The 14,982-nt window shown below is 63.4% G+C and carries 14 protein-coding genes; 9 read left to right on the top strand and 5 right to left on the bottom strand.

The window, feature by feature from the left end; genetic code table 11:
* Nucleotides 1-30: 30 nt before the first annotated feature.
* From V7066_RS19650 to V7066_RS19640, 3 genes are all read left to right on the top strand, one after another.
* A complete protein-coding gene (locus V7066_RS19650; protein ID WP_334184670.1) occupies nucleotides 31-1,395 on the top strand; it encodes a hypothetical protein in 1,365 nt (454 codons plus the stop codon).
* Nucleotides 1,396-1,413: 18 nt separating this feature from the next.
* Nucleotides 1,414-1,896: a prolyl-tRNA synthetase associated domain-containing protein gene (locus tag V7066_RS19645; RefSeq protein ID WP_334184669.1), complete on the top strand. Its 483-nt coding sequence runs from the start codon at nucleotides 1,414-1,416 to the stop codon at nucleotides 1,894-1,896.
* A 64-nt stretch (nucleotides 1,897-1,960) separates the two neighbouring features.
* Nucleotides 1,961-3,298, top strand: a complete 1,338-nt coding sequence (locus V7066_RS19640) for an MFS transporter (protein ID WP_334184668.1) — start codon at nucleotides 1,961-1,963, stop codon at nucleotides 3,296-3,298.
* 407 nt (nucleotides 3,299-3,705) lie between these two features.
* On the opposite strand, the gene V7066_RS19635 is transcribed toward V7066_RS19640, so the two are convergent.
* Together V7066_RS19635 and V7066_RS19630 are read right to left on the bottom strand one after the other, a co-directional pair.
* Entirely contained in the window at nucleotides 3,706-4,599 is an 894-nt protein-coding gene (locus V7066_RS19635; RefSeq protein ID WP_334184667.1) for an SIR2 family protein, read from the bottom strand.
* A gap of 534 nt (nucleotides 4,600-5,133) precedes the next feature.
* On the bottom strand, nucleotides 5,134-6,036 hold the full coding sequence (locus V7066_RS19630; RefSeq protein ID WP_334184666.1) for a LysR family transcriptional regulator: 903 nt from the start codon (nucleotides 6,034-6,036) through the stop codon (nucleotides 5,134-5,136).
* Nucleotides 6,037-6,153: 117 nt separating this feature from the next.
* Between V7066_RS19630 and V7066_RS19625 the strand changes: the two genes are divergently transcribed.
* From V7066_RS19625 to V7066_RS19600, 6 genes are read left to right on the top strand one after another with little or no spacing between them, the layout of a single operon-like run.
* Nucleotides 6,154-6,987, top strand: a complete 834-nt coding sequence (locus V7066_RS19625) for an SDR family oxidoreductase (RefSeq protein ID WP_334184665.1) — start codon at nucleotides 6,154-6,156, stop codon at nucleotides 6,985-6,987.
* A gap of 41 nt (nucleotides 6,988-7,028) precedes the next feature.
* Complete coding sequence (locus tag V7066_RS19620; protein WP_334184664.1) at nucleotides 7,029-8,018, top strand: aldo/keto reductase; 990 nt, start codon at nucleotides 7,029-7,031, stop codon at nucleotides 8,016-8,018.
* A 16-nt stretch (nucleotides 8,019-8,034) separates the two neighbouring features.
* Nucleotides 8,035-9,018, top strand: a complete 984-nt coding sequence (locus V7066_RS19615) for an aldo/keto reductase (RefSeq protein ID WP_334184663.1) — start codon at nucleotides 8,035-8,037, stop codon at nucleotides 9,016-9,018.
* 10 nt (nucleotides 9,019-9,028) lie between these two features.
* Entirely contained in the window at nucleotides 9,029-9,628 is a 600-nt protein-coding gene (locus V7066_RS19610; RefSeq protein WP_334184662.1) for an NAD(P)H-binding protein, read from the top strand.
* Nucleotides 9,629-9,639: 11 nt separating this feature from the next.
* Complete coding sequence (locus V7066_RS19605; protein WP_334184698.1) at nucleotides 9,640-10,653, top strand: aldo/keto reductase; 1,014 nt, start codon at nucleotides 9,640-9,642, stop codon at nucleotides 10,651-10,653.
* Entirely contained in the window at nucleotides 10,653-11,477 is an 825-nt protein-coding gene (locus tag V7066_RS19600) for an SDR family oxidoreductase (protein WP_334184661.1), read from the top strand. Before V7066_RS19605 ends, V7066_RS19600 begins: the two co-directional genes overlap by 1 nt.
* A 199-nt stretch (nucleotides 11,478-11,676) precedes the next feature.
* Here the strand turns inward: V7066_RS19600 and V7066_RS19595 are convergent, their stop codons facing one another.
* Genes V7066_RS19595 through V7066_RS19585 form a run of 3 tightly spaced genes read right to left on the bottom strand, consistent with a single transcriptional unit; the run spans nucleotide 11,677 to nucleotide 14,944 of the window.
* Nucleotides 11,677-13,302 (bottom strand): DUF4166 domain-containing protein, encoded by a 1,626-nt coding sequence (locus V7066_RS19595; protein ID WP_334184660.1) that lies wholly within the window; start codon nucleotides 13,300-13,302, stop codon nucleotides 11,677-11,679.
* Complete coding sequence (locus tag V7066_RS19590; protein WP_334184659.1) at nucleotides 13,299-13,715, bottom strand: thiol-disulfide oxidoreductase DCC family protein; 417 nt, start codon at nucleotides 13,713-13,715, stop codon at nucleotides 13,299-13,301. Before V7066_RS19590 ends, V7066_RS19595 begins: the two co-directional genes overlap by 4 nt.
* On the bottom strand, nucleotides 13,712-14,944 hold the full coding sequence (locus V7066_RS19585; protein ID WP_334184658.1) for an FAD-dependent oxidoreductase: 1,233 nt from the start codon (nucleotides 14,942-14,944) through the stop codon (nucleotides 13,712-13,714). The genes V7066_RS19590 and V7066_RS19585 overlap by 4 nt, the downstream gene beginning before the upstream one ends.
* Nucleotides 14,945-14,982: the final 38 nt, after the last annotated feature.

Genomic DNA, 14,982 nt, shown 5'->3' with positions numbered 1-14,982 from the left:
GGCTCAACGGGCGCGGCCCCGGAGGATGTCATGAATGCAATCGCCCCCGCGCAGCGGGGAACGGGAGAGATTTGCCCGCGCGGTCGCTCGCCGGCCCGCGCATCACGCTCCGGTGTGGGCGCCCCGATCCTGCTCGCCTTGATGACTGCGTCGCCCGCTCTCGCGCAGACCCTTCCGGAGGTGGCGCCTTCCAGTCAGCAGGCAGATCAGGACCAAGCGGCGGTGGACACGCTCCCCGCTTCCGAGCCCGCTCCAGAGGCACACAACTCCGGCCTCAAGCTGGGCGGCGCGATCCGCGGCCGCTACGACTTGCGGTTCAACAGTGCGGCAGCAGACGGCAGCCGCCGGACTTCGAGCAATCTGTCCTTCGACACGCTGATCCTCAAGGCCGACTACGATTCCCCGACTTTCTTCGGAGCGGCGCAATACCGTTTCTACGGCGGCAGCTTCCTCTACGGGAAGGCTTCGGGCTATCACAACTATCCCGGCGAGGTCAGCTTCCCCGTCTACGCCTATGCCGGTGCCCGGCTGTCTAAGCATGACAAGGTTACGGTCGGCATCCAGCCCGTGCCGTTCGACGATCAGTTCTGGGGTTCCGCCTTCCTCAATTCCATGGGCTTCGTGATGGGGCTGGAGGAAGTCTACAACGCCGGCATCAAGTATGCGCACGAGGACGACGCCTACACGATCGAGGCGGGCTTCTTCCCCATGACTGCGCCCAACGCCTTCGGCATCAGCGACGATGCCGCGCGCTATTCGATCAATATCGTGAAGGGCAATCGCTCCGATCCGCTCGCCACCCGCAATGCGGAGCGCAACATGCTGATCGGCCGTGCCCAGTATCGCCTGGCCTCGTCCGATAAGGGCGAACTGCTCCTATCCGGTTCCGCCTGGCTCTCGACGGTTCACAACTTCGATACCGATCGGGACGGCTGGCGCCGCGCCTTCGCGGTAAGCCTGAAAGCTACGCAAGGGCCATGGCACGCCAAGCTCCTTGCGGCCCGGCAGGACATGTCGCTGCGTAATCCGGGCGGTGAGGACGTCGTCACCGTCGGCGATTACGACGCACCCTTCAACATCGCGGCGGACGGCACGCTGCTGTTCGGCGAAGTGGGCCGCAAGATCGAAACCGGATCGTTTCCCTTCGCGCTCCAGGTCTTCGCGAACTACGCCTATCTCGCCAAGGCGCGCTCGGACTTCAAGGACACCCAGCGCCTCAACCTGGGCGCCTACTGGACCGACAAGGCCACCGGCCGCTTCAGGATCTGGTCGGAACTGCTGGTGGGCCGCAACGACCCTTATGTGGGTGCCGGGCAATACGGGACGGGCGCCGCGCAAGGCGGAGACGGTCGCACCAAAGTCTCCTTCCTGACCATTTTCGGCTATTACTTCTAGAGATCGAGGATTTTCGTGATGAGCGAAGACGACATCTACGCAGAGTTCGAGCAGCAAGGCGTGACGCTGGAAAAGCTCGAACATCCGGCGGTCTATACCGTCGAGGAAAGCGCGGCCATCCATGAAGCCTTGCCCGCCGCGCATACCAAGAACCTGTTCCTCAAGGACAAGCAGGGCCGGTTCTGGCTGGTGACGCTGCCCAGCGAGCGGCGCGCCGATCTCAAGGCCTTCGCGGCGCTGCTGGACGCAGGCAAGTTCTCCTTCGGCAAGCCCGAGGACATGGAGCGCCTGCTGCAGGTCAGTCCCGGCGCGGTGACGCCGCTGGCGGCCGTCAACGCGGCGGGCATGGTCAACATGGTGTTCGACGCCGCTTTCCGCGAGGCGGAGCGCATAGCCGTCCATCCGCTGCGTAACACGGCGACGATCGCGCTGCCTTTCGCTGCGCTCGAAGCGTGGCTTTCCGGCAAGGGCGTCGCGACCCGGGTCGTCGCACTACCCTGAAGGCCTTCCCGAACCGAACGATAACAACGCCGACACCGGCGACACTCCCGCGAGAGGAGCATCCATGCATTCACCCCATTCATCGCTCTTGATCGACGACGTCGAACCCAACAGCTTCCACCAACGACTGACCCTGAGTGTCTGCATCGGCTGGACCATGGTGGGCTATATCGTCAGCGTCATCGGCGTCGCGACGATCCCGATCGCCGGTGCGCTCGATCTCAGCGGCAACGAGCAGGGCATGGTCGCGGCGATGGAACTGCTGGGCGTGTTCTTCGGCGGTTTCGTCGGCGGCTGGCTTACGGGGCGCTTCGGTCGCCGCAAGCCCTACTTTATGGGGCCGACGATCATCCTGCTCGTCTCGCTTTCCATGTACTGGGTCGACAATAGCCATGCCATGGCGATCCTGCGGGTGATGTCTGGGTTGGCCGTGGGCATCGAATATACCTCGGCCGGATCGCTGCTGACCGAGTTTCTCCCCCAGAAGAGCCGCGGTGCGAGGCTGTCGTTGCTGACCGTGCTGTGGTTCGCCGGCGCTGCGCTGGCCTATATCGCCGGTAACACGGTGCTGGAAATGTGGGGGCAGGGCGCCTGGCGCCATATCATGGCCAGCCCGGCGATCCTGGCCGGCACCCTGCTTCTCCTGCGCATCGGCGCGCCGGAATCGCCGCGCTGGCTGCTGAGCAAGGGCCGCCGCGAGGAAGCGGAGCGCGTCATCAAGCAAGTCTACGGCCCCGCCTTCTCGCTGCGCAATATCGGCGAAGCCCCGGTGCAGACGAAGATGACCTTCTTCAATGCGATCCGCGCCGGTTACGGCAAGCGCATCCTGTTCGTGATCGTGTTCTGGGCCTGCGCGGTCGTGCCGATGTTCGCGCTCTATGCCTTCGTGCCCAAGCTGTTCCAGGCGCTCAACCTGACCGGGGCGATGGCGTCCTATGGATCGATGGCCATTACCCTGCTGCTGGCGCTCGGCTGCCTGATCGCGACCTGGCTGATCAATTTCATCGGCCGGCGCACCCTTATCATCAACAGCTTCCTGTGGTCCGGCCTGGGACTGCTGGGCCTTGGCCTCTTCCCGAACGCGCCCGGCTGGCTCGTGCTGACGCTGTTCGGCATCTACGTCCTGTTCATCGGCGGCGCGCAGGTGCTGGAAATCGTCTACCCGAACGAGCTTTTCCCGACCGAAATCCGCACGACCGCAGTCGGCGTCGGCGCTTCGCTGGCGGCACTGAGTTCCTCGGCGGGCACGTGGCTGGTTCCGGTTTCGCTGGAGATGATCGGCATCGGCAACACGATGCTCGTGGCTGCCGGGATCACATTCTCTGGGCTTGTCGTTTCGCTTTTCCTGGCGCCCGAGACCGCCTCGCTCAGTCTTGAGGAGGCCGCTTCGTTAAAGCGATAGCGGGAAAGCAGCAGATGAAGCCCGGCCAGACTATCTCGTTGAGGCGCAGCAAGCGGAAGCGTGAATGTCTGGCCGGGTCGGGAGACGACGTTTGTCGTCGAACCAACAAGTTGCAACTTCGTCCCACACCCGGCTGTTCAGAATAGATGGTGCTCCAGTGATGGGGGCGGCTTTCAGGGTGCCGAGAGCGTGTTTTGAAGGAAGAGCGACTGGCTGACGGAAAGGTGCTGCCTTGGGTCGATGCAGCAGCCTTCAGTTCGGCATCCCGAACTGAGGAACATCTTCATCCCGGATATGCACATCGACACATTCGGGAAGGGCGGAACTTTAAATGAGAGGTTAGCTCATCATCCAAGGGGCCCGATCCCGAGTTTCATGAGGTCGTGGTTCCGTAAGCCTCCCGCGTTTCAGGAACTCCACACCTTGTCGTCGTAGATCTCGCTGTGGTCCTCTACTCGGATGCAGTTGAACCCAACGGATGAAAGAAACAGGAGGTGGCCTTCCTGAGCTTTATCCTTCGGATCATTCTTGTAGACGTACCAGGCATCCTGGCGCAGTGCTGGAAATTTCGCGAAATAGCGCGCTCTTTCGATGAGCAGCCATCGCAGAAAGACTTCGTCTTCCCTCAAGCCAAGCCCGAAAATCAGCAGCGGTCGCTTGAAGACGATCTGGAGCCATGTGTGGCGGCCGCGCCAGGTTTCCAGGCCGTTCTCCTTGAATACTCCGGTGTCTCTCTGCTGCATCCAGCCGCGGGCGCGTTGCGCCAATCCGACATAGTGACTGAGCCCCAGCCGAATGCTGCGAGGGTAGCAGGCCATTCCATTGATATGCCATACGCCAAACCCCGCGCAGGGGTCGTCGTGAAGCTGGTGGGCAAAGCGCGTGTCCCACGGATAGTAAGAAACGAACTTGGCATGTTTGGTGCGCTGCCGGGGTGCTTTGGCCGCGTCGCTCAGCACCGTATCGAAATTGGTGGTCAGTACGGGAACATCGCGTTTCACGGCCCAGCTCATGACACTGCGATGGTGACGGTTTACCTGCCAGTCGCTCATCGCATCGCAAAATTGCTTCGCCATCTCGCCGATGTTGTTTTCTTCTTGTAGCGCGAGGACGTCGAAGAATTCGATGTTGGACAGGCCGCTTGGCCAATTCGGCAGATTGAGCCCGCTCTTGTTGGCGAGATCGAGCAGTAGACCTCGCCAGGAATTACCGCGCCCGCCACCTGCAAGGTGAATGCCATTGCCCAGGATGAGCGCGAGCTCGTCGCCATGTGTCTGCAGGATATCGGAAAGCTTCATCATATCCTCGGATAGGAAATCAGCCCGGATAGGCAGGGGAAGCGGCATTCGGCATTTATCTATAAATATCAAATTATTGCAATAATATATTAGGCTATGAGTGGTCGATCTTGGTTGCGGGACAATAGGATGCAAGAGGGAGGAGTAGGGCCCCATGCACCAGGGAACCCGCGTCAAAACCGGTTTCCCCTGTCGCCCAGTCGAAACCTCTGGGTTCGCGGAGGATAACCAATCGGAAGGTACGAGTTGCGGATAGGCTCCTTCTGAGCTCTCGGAAGGGCCAGCACGACCGGTCGGTTTTGTGGCAGTCAAAATACGCGGGCAATGACTGCTATGTCGGCAGCAGCTGATGCTGCGTAAGTCTCAGCTACACCCATTCCTGAGTCGAATCGGACATTCGCCTATCGGGCAGTCTTGAAGGGCGTTGTCAGGTTAGCTGACGGTCCGCTCCCGGAGCGCCGAAATTTGCGGCCATTCAAATAAAGCACAATGGTGGCGACTTTGTCCAAAACCGGACGCAGGATCCGGTCGCGGAATTCAGCGGGTTGCGGTTTTGTAACGGAGCGCATCGATCAGAAGAGTGAAGGCAGGCGGTAGTTGCCGGCGGTCCGGGTAGTAGAGGTGATAGCCCGAGAAGGGTGGGCACCAGTCTTCCAGCACCCGTTCAAGCCTGCCTGTCTTCAGCAGGGCGTCGGCCTGGTCCTCCATGACACAAGCCAGACCGACCCCTTCAGCCGCCGCCGTCAGGATCATCGGCACGTCATTGAGGATCAGCGGACCCTCGACACGAACGTTGAGGTCTCGACCGTTACGACCGAACTCCCATGTATAGAGCCCTCCCTTGGTTGGCATGCGGATGTTGATGCAGGCATGGGCGGTCAGATCATGCGGGGTGCGAGGGCGCCCCTTGGCGGCGAAATAGGAGGGAGCGCCGACCACGGCCATGCGCAGTTCCGGGCCAATGCGCACCGCGATCATGTCCTTGGCTATCTGCTCGCCTAGTCGTATGCCGGCATCGAAGCGATCGGCGATGATGTCGGTAAGATGGCTGTCGATGGAGATTTCGACAGCCACATCGGGATACGCCTTCAGCAGCCGACCTACCGCAGGCCAGAGGATAGTCTCCGCCGCGTGACGGCTTGACGTGATCCGTACCGTCCCGGCCGGACGTTCGCGCAGCGCACTCAGTGCCGAGAGCCGGGCGTCGATTTCATCGAAAGCGGGACGAAGCGTCGCGATCAATTGCTCGCCGGCTTCGGTCGGCGCGACGTTGCGTGTGTTGCGCGTGAGAAGTTTGAGGCCCATCCCCGCTTCCAAGCGCCGGACGATCTGGCTGATCGCGGACTGGGACGTGCCAAGCTTCGCTGCGGCGCGCGTGAAGCTGCGAGCCTCCGCAACTGCGAGGAATACCGCCAGATCGCTGAGCTCGTCGCGCCTCATTGATAAGCTCCTGATATAAGCACATGCAGAATTCAGCGCCTAATCACTTAAAGTGCAAGCGTCTACATTGCGGTTCAGATGATGGCGGCATGCCGCAGGTGCTTAGGAGATCGTAAGATGGGCAAGGACGTGATCGTGATGATCGGCGCTGGCGGCATTGGCCAGGCCATCGCCCGCCGCCAGGGCTTCGGCAAGGCCATCCTGCTCGCAGACGCAAACGAGGAAACGCTCGCCCGTGCGGCGTCCGAACTCGGTGCAGGCAGCTATGACGTGACGTCGCAGCGGGTCGATGTCACCTCGCGCGCCTCGGTGCAGGCGCTGGCAGAGGCGGCTGCGGCGATGGGACCGGTGATGCAGGTCATCAACACTGCAGGCCTCTCGCCCAACATGGCGTCGATCGAGAAAATACTCGATGTCGATCTCTATGGCTCGGCCGTCGTCTTCGAAGAGTTCGGCAAGGTGATCGCCAGCGGCGGTGCCGGCCTGATCGTGTCCAGCATGGCCGGCCACATGATGCGCCAGCTCCCCGAAGAGGACGAGAAGCAGTTGGCATACGCGCCGGCCGACGAACTGCTCGCGCTCCCCTGCCTGCGGACGGAGGCGATCCCCAACACGCTCGTCGCCTACATGGTGGCGAAGCGCGCCAACATTCTCCGGGTCCAGGCGGAGGCAATGAACTGGGGTGCGCGCGGCGCGCGGGTCAATGCGATCAGCCCCGGGATCATCGTGACGCCGCTGGCGGCTCATGAATTGAACTCGGGGATCGGCGACATTTACCGCGCCATGGTCGAGGCTTCGCCGTCCAAGCGGATGGCGCCCCCTGAGGAAGTTGCGATTGCCGCCAGCTTCCTGCTTGGTCCCGACGCAGGTTTCATCACGGGCAGCGACCTGCTGATCGATGGCGGCGTGATCGCCGCGATGCGGGCGGGCAAGCTGCCGACACCCGGTTGATCCGCGCGAACTGCCCACCCCATTCTCGAAGTACAATCTTTATGAAACAGCGCAAACTGGGAAGCCTCGCAGTCAGCGAAATCGGCTTCGGCACGATGAGCTTTGCCTCTACTTATGGTGCGTCGCCTGATCGCGCCGAAGCGATCCGCGTCATCCGGGGCGCACATGACCTCGGCGTGACCTTTTTCGACACGGCCGAAGCCTATGGTCCCTGGACCAATGAAGAGCTGGTGGGCGAAGCTCTCCGCCCGGTTCGCGACGAGGTGGTGATCGCCACCAAGTTCGGCTTTGACATCGACCAGCAGACTGGCGAGCGAGGGGCGGGCCTCAACAGCCGTCCGGACCATGTGCGCCAGGTCGTGGACGCCAGCCTTCAGCGCCTCGGCATCGAAACCATCGACCTTCTCTATCAGCACCGCGTCGATCCGGCCGTTCCGATCGAGGACGTGGCGGGCACGGTCAAGGATCTGATCGCGGCGGGCAAGGTCAGGCATTTCGGTCTGTCCGAAGCGGCCGCCAGCACCATCCGCCGGGCGCATGCGATACAGCCCGTGACCGCGATCCAGAGCGAATATTCGCTCTGGACGCGCGAGCCGGAGCCAGAGGTCCTGCCGCTTTGCGCCGAACTCGGCATCGGTTTCGTGCCGTGGAGCCCGCTGGGTGCGGGCTATCTGACCGGCAAGATCGATCCGTCGACGCCGATCGACAGCAGCGACTTCCGCGCAGGATCGCCGCGTTTCACCCCGGAAGCACGCACTGCCAACCAGGCTCTCGTGGATCTGCTCACCGGGATCGCCGTGGATAAGCAGGCAAGCCCGGCCCAGATCGCGCTGGCCTGGCTGCTTGCCCGCGCGCCGTTCATCGTGCCGATCCCCGGAACGCGGCGTCTTGACCGCGTGCAGGAGAATGCAGGCGCGGCCGACGTCGTGCTGACAGCGCAGGATCTCGAAAGGATAGAGCGTGCGGTCGCCGCGATCCCGATTACCGGCGATCGTCTTCCCGCTGCCATTCTGCAATTTTCGTACCGCTGACTGAAAGGAACCAGGCATGAAAATGCGTCAACTCGGCCACAGCGATCTCACCGTTTCTGCCCTTGGCCTCGGCTGCATGGGCATGAGCGCAAATTACGGCGCGCCGCGCGATAAGGGCGACATGATCCGACTGCTGCGCGATGCCGTGGATCGGGGCGTCACTTTCTTCGACACCGCCGAAGTCTATGGGCCCTTCGTCAATGAGGAACTGGTCGGCGAAGGGCTGGCCCCCGTCCGTGACAAGGTCGTGATCGCCACCAAATTCGGTTTCGACATCGATCCCGCGTCGCACGAACGCCACGGCTTCACCAGCAAGCCCGCGCACATCCGCAAAGTCGTCGAGGCTTCTCTGAAGCGGCTGCGTACCGACGTGATTGATCTGCTCTACCAGCATCGCGTCGATCCCGCGACGCCCATGGAGGATGTGGCCGGCACCGTCCGGGATCTGATCGCGGAAGGCAAGGTCAAGCATTTCGGTCTGTCGGAGGCTGGCGCCGACACGATCCGCCGCGCCCATGCGGTGCAGCCCGTGGCGGCCCTGCAGAGCGAATATTCGCTGTGGGCGCGTGACCCGGAGGCGGAAGTGCTGCCGACCTGCCGCGAACTCGGTATCGGCTTCGTGCCCTGGAGCCCGCTCGGCCAGGGTTTCCTGACGGGCACTGTCAAGTCCGGTCAGCGCTTTGACAAAAGCGATGTTCGGTCCTGGTTCCCGCGCTTCGCACCGGAAGCGATGGATGCGAACCAGGCGCTGGTCGATGTTGTGGCCGAGGTTGCGGATGCCAAAGGGGTGACCCCGGCTCAGATCGCTCTCGCCTGGCTCCTGGCCCAGGATCCAGCGATCGTGCCGATCCCCGGCACCACCAAACTGCACCGGCTGGAAGAGAATATCGCCTCCGCCGATGTCGAGTTGACGGGCGCGGAACTCGACCGATTGACCCATGCGGCGGACTCGATCCCGATCCAGGGTGGACGCGGGACCGGGCAGGAACAATATCTTTGAGCGTCACGCCATGGCCCACATCTTGATCATCGGCGCGCACGGGCAGATTGCGCGTGTCGCCACCCGGCTTCTGCTTGAACGAACCGATGCGACGCTGCCCCTCTGTCTTCGTCGCGCACGGCGGCTGGAAGCCCTCGCGTCGAACCCGCGTGTCCGTCTTGTCGAAGCGGATGCGACCGATGAATCGGCTCTCGAAACGGCCATGGCCGGTCAGGATATCGTCTATGCCAACCTGTCTGGCGACATGGCGCGTCAAGCGCGGGCAATCGTGATGGCCATGAAGAAGGCGGGCGTGCGCCGGCTCATCTTCATCAGTTCGATGGGCATCTATGGCGAGGTGCCCGGCGAACGCTACCGAAGCATCCTCGACCCCTATCGCGACAGCGCGGCAATCGTCGAAAATTCAGGTCTTGACTTCACCGTCATCCGCCCGGCTTGGCTCAATGACGACGATGTAATCGCGTACGGCATGACGCGAAAAGGGGAGGCCTTCGCCAAACCCACTGTCTCTCGCACGAGTATCGGTGATCTGATCGTGCGTCTTGTGAAGGAACCTGGTTTCGGCGTCGGCGAAAGCCTTGGCGTTCATGGCAACAAATCAGCATCGTGAAAGGAACGATCATGAAAAATCGTATGCTTGGCCCGCTGGCCGTGAGCGAACTAGGCTTCGGCTGCATGGGCCTCGACTTCAGCTATGGTCACCGCCTGACCCGCGAGGAGGGCATCACACTCATCCGTCAAGCCGCGGACCGCGGCGTGACCTTCTTCGACACCGCCGAAATCTATGGCCCCTTCACCAACGAGGAAATGGTTGGTGAGGCGCTGCGCCCGATCCGCGACCAGGTCGTTATCGCCACCAAGTTCGGCTTCGACATCGACCCGCAAACGTCCGAAAATCGCGGCGTGTCCAGCCGCCCAGAGAATATACGCGGCCATGTGGAGCGTTCGCTCAAGCGGCTTGGGATTGAGACGATCGACCTCATCTATCAGCATCGCGTGGACCCCACCGTGCCGATCGAGGATGTCGCCGGCGTCGTGCGCGACCTTATTCAGGAAGGCAAGGCGAAGGCCTTCGGCCTTTCCGAACCAAGTGCCAAGACGCTGCGCCGCGCCCATGCCGTGCAGCCCGTCAGCGCTGTCCAGAACGAATATTCGCTGTGGTGGCGCGCGCCGGAGACGAACGGCATTCTCGCGGCCTGTGACGAACTCGGCATCGGCTTCGTGCCTTACAGCCCACTCGGCAAGGGATTCCTGACCGGAGCGATAAGCGCGGCCACCAAACTGGAAAAGGGCGATTTCCGCGCAAGCACCCCGCGATTCCAGCCCGAGGCGTTGGCCAAGAACGAGGCCTTCGTCGACCTGCTCAGACGCATCGCCGCGGAAAAGGACGCGACGCCGGCGCAGATCGCGCTCGCCTGGTTGCTCGTCCAGCGCGATTACATCGTACCCATCCCCGGAACGACCAAACTGCACCGGCTGGAGGAAAATCTCGGCGCGGCTGACGTGACCCTGACCGATGCCGACAAGGCCGAGATCACGGATGCCCTAGCCGGCCTGGAGGTGGAGGGCGACCGTTACACCGCGGCCAATATGGCCCTTGTTGGCGCTGATACGCCCGAGAAGGAGCAAAGCTGATGAGTGAAGTCATCGTCGTCGTCGGGGCAGGCTCGATCGGGCAGGCCATCGCCAGGCGGATCAGCGCGGGCAAGATCGTACTGCTTGCCGATATGCGGTCAGAGAATGCCGAGATTGCCGCCAAGGTGCTGCGTGATGCGGGCTATGACGCCCGGACAACCAGCGTCGATATCTCGTCGCGCGAGTCCGTGGAAGCGCTGGTCGCCACGGCGACCTCGCTGGGCGATGTCAGCGGCCTGATCCAAGCGGCGGGGGTCTCACCCTCGCAAGCACCGATAGAGGCGATCCTGAAGGTCGATCTCTATGGTACGGCCTTGCTGCTCGAAGAGTTTGGCAAGGTCATCGCCAAGGGTGGCGCCGGGATTGTCATTTCCTCCCAGTCCGGTCACCGGATGGGTCCGCTGACCGTGGAGCAAAGCGGGCAACTGGCCACCAAGGCGGTCGACGAACTGCTGGCGCTGCCGTTCCTGCAGCCTGGGGAGGTCAAGGACACGCTCCACGCTTACCAGCTATCCAAGCGCGGGAACGGCTTGCGGGTACAGGCGGAAGCAGTGCGCTGGGGCCGTCGCGGCGCGCGTATCAACGCCATCAGCCCCGGCATCGTCATCACACCGCTCGCCAATGACGAACTGACCGGGCCGCGCGGGGAGGGCTATCGCAAGATGATCGAAAGCTCGATCGCCGGCCGCGCCGCGACGCCCGACGAGATCGCCAACGTTGCAGCCCTGCTCATGGGGGCGGACGGTGCGTTCATCACGGGCAGCGACTTCCTGGTCGATGGCGGCACGACCGCCGTTCATTGGTTCGGGCAGGCTGGTCAATAAGCCAGCCACCGTGCAGAAGAACATGCCCAACGGCGGTTTCTGTAACAAACCGCCGTTGGGTGCCTGAAGCTTTGAATGTCCGACATTGGGTCGAGACCCGCCGGAATAGCTGCCGGCTCGCACCTAGGGACCGGCAATTGCCCATTGAACGACCGGGAAGGGTCGAAATGGAAATTGGCGGACTGGATTATCTCGTCCTCTACGCTTTCTCCAGCCATCCGCGATAATGGACCAGTCGTCCTATCACCGGCAGCGCGATGGGGACGTCGAAATGAAAACGCCCGTCTTCGCTCCATTCCTTCGCGGTCGAACGCGGAGCCATGAATTTCGGTAATCGCAGCGGGCCAATCCACCACCGCTGTATCACCATGCTCAATCCCTGAGCATCACTGGGAAGGTCAAAGGCAAAACGCAGGGGACCGAACCGTTCGACAAGCCAGGAACCGCGCTGGCTGAGGTGGCTGTGGAAACGCTGTCCATTGAAATCGCGTGTCCAAGTTTCGTGCCGGCCGCTCTCCCGAAAATGGACGTGAAGGCGATGGTGGCCGGGCTTGGGGAAGCCCACGATCCGGGCGATGAAAGCGGCGATGGGGTTCGCGGCTCCCGTTACCTGCGCTTCTCCCGTCGCGCCGGCATCGCGGTGCACATCGTGGATCGCGCGGAGTTCCGGCGGCAGTTGTGCAAAGCGGTCGCCCATCACCCGTTCGTACAAAGAGGCCGATGCGGCCAGCTCCCGCGTGCAGTAATGGATGGCCAGCTTCCCGAAGGCATCGGCATAGTCGTCGAGCGTCAGCGCCTCTCCGGCGTCCCGCGCGCCCGCCATCTCCTCGCCCGACAGGATGCGCGCGACGATCGGCGCGACGGACAAGGTCGGTGTTTCCGGCCCATCCCCCCGTTCCGCAATCAGTGTCCATCGCCGCTCCACTCGTCGTCCGGCCGCATCGCCGAACAGCCGCACAATCATGGCGGAGCGATCGCTGCCGAACGAACGGGTCAGCGCCTGGAGCGGGTTGAGGATGCGCGCGAGCGGCGCAAGAGACGCGGCGATGCGCGTGCGCACCAGCCAGCTTGCGAACCAGAGCGCCCAATTCTGAAACCCCAGTTCCGTGCCCGCGCGAAACGCGACGGCGGGGCGGCCTGCCAGCCTCTCGGGCAGAAGGGCAAGGTCGGGCACGTCGAGTAGTGCAACGCTGCGCCCGGCGATCACCTCGACCTCCGCGCATTCGAACCGGGCGGAATGCATTTCCTGCCATCCGAAGGCCTGCATCCAGCGCTGCCCCCGCCACAGGCGCAGGGGCTGGCCGACCTGGCCCAATATCGCCGCCGATACGGCCGGGCCTGCCGCTGCCTTGTTCGACGCGCTGATCGCCATTTCGACCGCGCGGACCTGGTCCATGCCTTCCGCGAGATACCGCACGGCCGCGCCCGACAGGGCCGGCACGCTCGATGCGCCGGAGAGAACGACGACACCAGCGTCTTTCGCCGCTGCATCGAGCGCCGCGATACCGCATACGAAATCGCGGCTGTCGGCGATGTCGATATAATGGACCCGAGCGGCGATGCAGGCCTTGGGAATGGCATGATCCATCGCCTGGAACGGGCCCGATGCATCCACCACCATGGCAGGCCGGTGCTGCTCCAGGGCCTCGGCGATCCGGCTTCGGTCCAACGCCAACGGGAAGAGACCGGGCGTTTCCCCGCAAAAAGCTCGCGCCTTGTCGAGGGACCTGCCCGCGACCAGCACGTCATGCCCTGCCGCGGCAAGGCGCCGCGCAATGCGTCCACCGAAGCCACCATAGCCGCCAAGGAGCAGGATGCGGGTCACAGGATGCGGCCGGCTTGCTCGGGCGTCGGCACCCAGCACTCCGACCTTTGCCCGAAGAGCCGATAGCGATGGCGTGCGACCCAGCGATAGATCGGATCACGCACCCAGCGCGGCACGATCCGCAGCATCGCCAGAGCGTTCCACGGACGATCGAGGCCTGCCCATATGGCCAGCACCGCATCGCTGTTGCGCAAGGATCTATCGCCTTCGACCAGGATCAGAGTTTCTGGATTGGCAGGGTCGATCCCGAACCGGCGGTAGAGCGCAGCGCCGACCTCACCCTGCATCGAAGCCAACCGGAAACGCCCGCTCCGGTCGTGCCGCAGCACGAAAGTGGCATTGGCGGAGCAGAGCACGCACAGCGCGTCGAATACGATGACCGGGTGGTCGTCGCCGACCGATGGGACGGTCATGCCGCTTCCACGGCGGGCCGAGCCATCTGACGGTCATCCTCCAGCCCCAGCGGTTGCAGCGGATTGCCCACCAGCCCACTCACCATCGATGCCTGTATGACGGTGGCCGGCCATAGCTTCGACAGCGGACCGACAAGACGGTCGCGGATCAACGGCAGCAGGCGGCTGTCGGATTGATAGACGGGGGTGAACAGCGCTGTGAGCCACTGATAGGTCAGAACGTGACGGCGGCGCAGACGGATGCCGTGCCGAACCCCTTCGTCGACACTGTCCGCACAGTCCAGGCCGCGGGACAGCGCCCAGGCGTCGAGCAGGGCCATATTGGCGCCTTGCCCCAGCTGCGGACTGGCGGAATGCCACGCATCGCCGATATGGACCAGCGCCGGTTCGGCCCGCGAGGACAAGGTGCGATGCGCATAGCGAGCGAAGGTCAACTGGCTCGGATCGGTGATCTGGTCGAGCAGCACTGCACAATCCGGCCAGAGCGCGGCGACCCGCACTTTCCAGGCGGGCAGTCCGGCCTCGCGCCAGTCGTCCAGCCGATCCGCCCGGATCGACCAGAAGAAAGCCGCCTTGGGCACGGTCGCGCCCGGCGGCGTCCCGATGGGCAGGACACCCGCCATGATGCTCGCCCGGTCGTAGCGCTGCGCAAGGGCATGGGGATCGAAGCCGGCACCCTCGGGCCAGTCGAGGCTGGCCCACAGCGCCCCATAGGCCAGTTCCCGGCCCGTCGGCGGGGCGAGCGGCGTGCGCGTACCCAGCGCGTCCACCACGAGATCGTAAGGGTCGCTCGTCTGTCCATCGGCAAAGCGCAACGCGCGTTTGTTCCCCAGTAGCGCACTCCCGGCCAAGGCGCGCCCGGAGTGGAGGGGAATGCCCGATCGCAGGACGGCCTCGTGCAAGACTGCGAACAAGCTGGCACGATGTATGCCGATGCCGAACGTGTCGGGACGGCTCAGCGCAGCGTAATGTACATCGAGCACGACCCGCTTGCCCGCCATCCCGAACAACCGATCGACGCGCGCGCCCCGAGTCAGCACCGCATCGAGCAAGCCGAGCTTGGAGAGGACCGCCATCCCGGTGGGCTGGATCATCAGTCCGGAACCGATAGGCTGGGGCGTCTCGAACCGCTCGAACATGGTAACGTGATGCCCTGCACGGTGAAGCAACAGCGCCGCCGCCAGCCCGCACGGCCCACAGCCGGCAATAGCAATGTTCAACCCCCGCATCCCCATTGCCTAGCCCAGGATGCGGATCAGTCCAATAG

This window comes from Novosphingobium sp. (assembly GCF_036820275.1).
Taxonomy (GTDB): Bacteria; Pseudomonadota; Alphaproteobacteria; order Sphingomonadales; family Sphingomonadaceae; genus Novosphingobium.
The sequence above is the reverse complement of the archived record's forward strand: the minus strand, read 5'-3'. Positions and strand labels throughout refer to the sequence as shown.